This is a genomic window from Saccharomonospora iraqiensis subsp. paurometabolica YIM 90007 (assembly GCF_000231035.2).
GTDB lineage: Bacteria > Actinomycetota > Actinomycetes > Mycobacteriales > Pseudonocardiaceae > Saccharomonospora > Saccharomonospora paurometabolica.
On the sequence record NZ_KI912255.1, the window covers coordinates 34042 to 39388 of the forward strand.

Here is a 5347-nt window from a genome sequence, read left to right on the forward strand (position 1 = left end):
GCGTCACGGCCACCGCCACCGCGGCCGAGCACCTCACCCACGAGCCCGGCCAGGGCGGAGCACCCGGACGTCAGCCGTATCGCGGCGCCCGCCCAGGTGGCTCCCTGCCACACCGGTACCGCGTGGATGCGGGGGCTCACGTGCGCACCGCCCCGCTCCGACCCGGCGCCGTACGCGGTGCGGCCCCGGTCGAGTCCCGGACCACGAGGTGGGACGGCAGCACCACCTCGGCGGCCGACCGGGGATGCCCGTCGAACAACAGGTCCACGGCCACCCGCCCGGCCTCGTCGAACTGCCCGGCCAACGTGGTCAACCGCGGCGAGCAGAAGTCGGCGCCGAAGATGTCGTCGTAGCCGACGACGCTGAGCTCGCCCGGCACCCGCACGCCGCGGGCGGCGAACCGGCGCAGCATGCCGATGGCCATCAGGTCGTTGTGCGCCACGGCCGCGGTGACGTCCCGGGTGAGCGTGGCGTCCGCCGCCGCGGCGCCCCCCTCCACGGCCGGGGGGAACGGGCCGAGCCGCATCGCCCGGACCCCGAGTTCGTCGGCGGTCTCCCGGATGACCCGCCACCGTTCGGCGGCCAGCCACGACCGGCGCGGCCCGGCGAGGTAGGCCAGGGACGTGTGCCCGAGCGAGACGAGGTGTTCGACGATCTGCCGGGTCCCGTCCTCGTGGTCGACGGTCACACTCGGCAGGCCGTCGACCCGGCGACTCACCAGGGCCAGCCGGTGCGCGGAGGCGAGCTCGCGGATCTGGCCGTCGGACATCCGGCTCGCGGCGATCACGAAGCCCTCCACCGAACCGCTGAGCCGTTCGACGTTGCCCGATTCCAGGTCCGGCGACTCCTCGGTGTCGCCGAGGATCAGTGTGCGCCCGGCCGCGCGGGTCTGCTGCTCGGCGCCCCGGATGATGCCGAAGAAGTGCGGGTTGGTGATGTCGGCGACGAACAACGCCACCGTCCGGGTGTCCCCGGAGGGCAGCGCCCGCGCGAGGGGGTTGGTCCGGTAACCCAGCCGTTCGGCCACCTGGAGGACGTGGTCCCGGGTGCGGGCGTTGACCCGGCCCGGCCTGGCGAGCGCCCGGGAGACCGTCGACGTCGCCACCCCCGCCTCGCGGGCCACGTCGTAGATCGTCGGACGCCGTCCGTCACTGTGCGCCACCGCAGTACTCCGCTCCGTCTGATCCGCAGGCGGTGCCGAGCATAGGCCGGAATGGCAACATATGGCAACCGCTTGTCATCCGGTTGTCCGCCTGCTTAGGGTCTGCTGCGACTTCGCCCGGCGGCCCCCGACCGGGTGTGTTGCGGTCCGGTGGCCGCGCGCCGGCGCGGCGGACAGACGGACAACGACGTCGAGAGGGACACGGTTGATGAGGGCTATCGTTCTGACCCGCCCGGGGCAGGTGCGCGAGGTCGACACCTGGCCCGAGCCCGAACCCCGCGCGGGCGAGGTCCTCGTCGCGATGCGGGCCGTCGGGCTGTGCGGGTCGGACCTGGGTGTCTACGACGGACACCGGGCCACCCCCGAACTGCCGTGGGTGATGGGGCACGAGGGCGGCGGCGAGATCGTCGCGGTCGGCCCCGGAGTCACCGACCGGTATCCGGGACAGCGGGTGGTGGTCGAACCCAACTACGGCTGCCTGTCCTGCGCCGCCTGCGCGGAGGGGGCGACCTCGGCGTGCCCGGACCGGGGCATCGTCGGCATGAACCTCCCCGGACTGCTCGCCGAACGGGTCGCGGTGCCCGCGCGGTTCGCCCGGCCGGTCCCGGACACCGTGGACGATGCGACCCTGGCGTGTCTGGAGCCGCTCGCCGTCGCCCGCGCCGCCGCCCGGCGTTCCGGGGTGGGCCCGGACGACCGGTGCCTGGTCGTCGGGGCCGGATCCCAGGGCCTGTTCGTCTGTCAGGCACTGCGGGCGCTCGGTGTCCGGCCGTACGTCAGCGAACCGCACGACGGCAGGACCGCGCTGGCCGAGGAACTCGGCGCGCACCGGCTCCCCCGGGACCACGTCCCGGACCCCGGGCGGACCGCGGACGCCGCACACGGCTTCCACGTCGTGTTCGACACCGTCGGCCTCGCCGACACCTGGGATCTGGCGCTGCGCACCGTGCGCCCCACCGGCTCGGTCGTGCTGATCGGCATGAGCGGGAGCACGGTGTCGGCCACCACGGCCGATCTCACGCGACGGCAGGTGACCCTGCGCGGGTCGCTGATCTACGACCACCCGGAGGACTTCCGGGACACCGTGGACGCCGTCGCCGCGGGCGTCCTCGCTCCGGCGGACGTCCTCCGGCACACCGCGACACCGGACGCCGCCGCGGAGGCCTTCGCCGGGGCGCGGACCGTGCCGGGCAAGTCCTGGATCGACCTCACCGGTTGGCAGGAGGACCGGAATGGCTGAACACACCGACCCCCCGCGGCCGGGCGGGACGGCGCGACCCGACGGGACAGCGCGGGAGGGCGGCGTCCGTACGCTGGTGCGCCGGGTGTCCGGCGCGCTCTCCGCCGCCGAGGCCGTCGTCGGCGGGCTGATGCTGGTCACGATCTTCACGTTGATGCTGGTGCAGGCCGTGCAGCGCTACCTGCCGACCGGCGGCTGGGTGTGGACCGGGGAACTCGCCCGGTTCGGCCTGGTGTGGCTGACCTTCGCGATGGCCGGCTACCTGATGGGCCGGGACGAGCACGTCACGCTCAAGCTGATCGACTACGCGGTCCGTGGGCGCGTACACCGGCTCGTGCTGATCTTCGCCAACGTGCTGGTCGCCGTCGTCTGCGTGAACCTCGCCTACGAGGCGTTCGTCCTCGTCGTCGAGCCCACCGGCCAGAGCTCGCCCGCGATGGGCATCCCGATGAACTACTTCTACGTCATTCCGCTCGCCGGGCTCGTGCTGACCACCGTGCGTTCGGCGATGGCCGTCGTCGCGCCGCCGCGACCGTCCGGAGAGGAGCAGCCCGCATGAGCATGACGCTTCTCGCGGTGGCGATCATCGCGCTGTTGGTGCTGCGCGTGCCCGTGGCGTTCGCGCTGCTCGGCCCGTGCCTGACGTACGTGACCCTGAACGGCCAGTCGGTCGGCCTGAGCATGCGGGAGGTCACCGGGGCGATCGACAGTTTCCCGCTGCTGGCCGTCCCGTTGTTCATCCTGGTCGGCGTGGTGGCCAACCACGCGGGCATCGCCGACCGGCTGTTCGACTTCGCGCAGGCGCTCATCGGGCGGGTCCGGGGCAGCCTCGGCTACGTCAACATCGGGGTGAGTCTCGGCTTCTCCTGGATGAGCGGCTCGGCCCTGGCCGACGCCGCCGGGCTCGGCAAGGTCGAGGTGCCCGCGATGGTGCGGAAGGGCTACCCGAAGCGGTTCGCCGTGGGCATCACGGCGGCCTCCAGCCTGATCGGCCCGGTCATGCCGCCGAGCATCCCCGCGGTCGTCTACGCCTCGATCGCGGCGGTGTCCACGGGGGCGTTGTTCGCCGCCTCGGTGGTTCCCGCGTTCCTGCTGGCGTCCGGGCTGGCGCTGGCTGTCTTCGTGTGGGCACGCAGGCAGTCGAACCTCGAGGCGGAGCCCTTCGAGTGGGCCCGCCTGCGCGCCGCCACCCTGCGGGTGATCGCGCCGTTGCTCGCGCCGGTCATCATCCTCGGCGGCATCCTCGGCGGGTTCTTCACCCCCACCGAGGCTGCCGCGGTGGGTGCGGCCTACGTCCTGGCGCTCGGCTTCGCGACCGGCAGGGTGCGGCCGCGCGACCTCGGGACGATCCTGCGCGACACGGCGGCGACCACCGCCTCGATCACCCTGATCCTGGGCGCCTCCGGGCTGCTGGCCTGGATCCTGGCCCGCGAGCAGGTCCCCGGTGCGGTCGCCGAGTTCATGCTCGGCCTCACCGACAACCAGGTCGTGTTCCTGCTGCTGGTCAACGTCCTGCTCATCCTGCTCGGCGCGGTGTTGGAGGGCACCTCGGTACTGATGATCACGGTGCCGATCCTGCTGCCCATCGCCGTCCAGTTCGGCGTCGATCCGCTGCACTTCGGCGTGCTCACGATCGTCAACCTGATGATCGGCCTGCTGACCCCGCCGATCGGGGCCGTGCTCTACGTCCTCAGCCCGGTCACGAAGCTGCCGGTGCACGAGGTCTTCCGGGGCACGGCACCCTTCCTCGTCCCGCTGGTCGCGGTGCTGCTGTTGATCACGTTCGTGCCGTCCGTGGTCACGTTCCTGCCCACCGTCCTCGGGCTCTGACCCCTGTCCCCGACCACCCTGTCCCCGTCAGGAAACCAGGAGGCAACGATGCCGACCCGAAAGATCCCCCGTGCCCTCGCCGCGCTGCCCGCCGTCGCCCTGCTGGCCACCGGCTGCACCGCGATGAACGACTCCGGCGGCGGCGGTGGGGACGGCGACCTCACCCTGTCGTTCGCCAACAGCTACACCACCGAACACCCGCACACCCGGTGCGGCATCCAGTCCGTCGCCGACACGGTGAACGGCCGGGACAACGGAGTCACCGTCGAGACGTTCCCGAACAGCCAGCTCGGCGACGACACCGAGCGGTTCACCTCCGTCATGGAGGGCGATGTCGACATGGACGTGCAGGGCTCGTCCGCGTTGGCCTCGACCTACGAGCCGATCGGCGTGCTGGACATGGCCTACGCCTTCAACGGCCCCGACCATCTCTTCGAGTTCTTCGACAGCGAGGCCGCCCAGCAGCTCAAGGACGACTTCGCCGCCGAGACCGGCACCCGGATCCTCGACGTCTGGTTCTTCGGGATGCGGCACTTCACGGCCAACCAGGCGATCCGCGAGCCCGCCGACCTGGAGGGCCTGCGGATGCGCTACCCGGACTCGCCGATCTACCTGGAGAACGCGAAGGCGGTCGGTGCCGACCCGACCACGGTCGCGTTCGAGGAGGTCTACCTCTCGCTGCAGCAGGGCGTCATCGACGGGCAGGAGAACCCGGTACCGACGATCGCCGCGCAGAGCTTCGACGAGGTGCAGAGCCACGTCAGCATGTCCGGCCACCAGACCGGCTCCCAGCTGGTCGTGGTGAACGAGGACCGCTGGCAGCAGCTCTCCGGTGAGCAGCAGGAGCAGCTGCGCACCACGGTGCACGAGACCCGGGCGGAGAACCGGCAGTGCATCGAGCAGGAGGAGCAGAAGATTCTCGACCAGTGGCAGAACGACGGTGGGATGACCGTCGTCGACGACGTCGACCGGGAGGCCTTCGCCGCGCGGGCGGAGGAGTACTTCATGGACAACCTCTCGGGTGAGCAGCTGCGCCTCTACGAGCAGGTGCGTGGGTCCGCGGAGTGACCCGGGGAACCGACGGCCGGGCCCGCGCGCGCCGCGGGCCCGGCCCG

The 5347-nt window shown here is 72.0% G+C and carries 5 protein-coding genes; 4 read left to right on the top strand and 1 reads right to left on the bottom strand.

Features of this window, described 5'->3' with window-relative positions:
* Positions 1-136: 136 nt before the first annotated feature.
* Positions 137-1162: a LacI family DNA-binding transcriptional regulator gene (locus SACPADRAFT_RS0218680; RefSeq protein WP_007026330.1), complete on the bottom strand. Its 1026-nt coding sequence runs from the start codon at positions 1160-1162 to the stop codon at positions 137-139.
* 208 nt (positions 1163-1370) lie between these two features.
* Here SACPADRAFT_RS0218680 and SACPADRAFT_RS0218685 point away from each other — a divergent pair, with 208 nt between their 5' ends.
* From SACPADRAFT_RS0218685 to SACPADRAFT_RS0218700, 4 genes are read left to right on the top strand one after another with little or no spacing between them, the layout of a single operon-like run.
* Positions 1371-2402 carry a zinc-dependent alcohol dehydrogenase gene (locus SACPADRAFT_RS0218685; protein WP_007026329.1) on the top strand — a complete coding sequence of 344 codons (1032 nt, stop codon included), beginning with the start codon at positions 1371-1373 and terminating at the stop codon, positions 2400-2402.
* The gene (locus SACPADRAFT_RS0218690; protein WP_007026328.1) at positions 2395-2961 is read left to right on the top strand and encodes a TRAP transporter small permease; all 567 of its coding nucleotides are present in this window, start codon (positions 2395-2397) and stop codon (positions 2959-2961) included. Before SACPADRAFT_RS0218685 ends, SACPADRAFT_RS0218690 begins: the two co-directional genes overlap by 8 nt.
* A complete protein-coding gene (locus SACPADRAFT_RS0218695; RefSeq protein ID WP_007026327.1) occupies positions 2958-4232 on the top strand; it encodes a TRAP transporter large permease in 1275 nt (424 codons plus the stop codon). The genes SACPADRAFT_RS0218690 and SACPADRAFT_RS0218695 overlap by 4 nt, the downstream gene beginning before the upstream one ends.
* 48 nt (positions 4233-4280) lie before the next feature.
* A complete protein-coding gene (locus SACPADRAFT_RS0218700; RefSeq protein ID WP_007026326.1) occupies positions 4281-5300 on the top strand; it encodes a DctP family TRAP transporter solute-binding subunit in 1020 nt (339 codons plus the stop codon).
* Positions 5301-5347 lie beyond the last annotated feature (47 nt).

Excerpts from the sequence above, each read along its gene's own strand:
- SACPADRAFT_RS0218685 (WP_007026329.1), top strand. The coding sequence starts at position 1,371 with ATGAGGGCTATCGTTCTGACCCGCCCGGGGCAGGTGCGCGAGGTCGAC.
- SACPADRAFT_RS0218690 (WP_007026328.1), top strand. The coding sequence starts at position 2,395 with ATGGCTGAACACACCGACCCCCCGCGGCCGGGCGGGACGGCGCGACCC.
- SACPADRAFT_RS0218695 (WP_007026327.1), top strand. The coding sequence starts at position 2,958 with ATGAGCATGACGCTTCTCGCGGTGGCGATCATCGCGCTGTTGGTGCTG.
- SACPADRAFT_RS0218700 (WP_007026326.1), top strand. The coding sequence starts at position 4,281 with ATGCCGACCCGAAAGATCCCCCGTGCCCTCGCCGCGCTGCCCGCCGTC.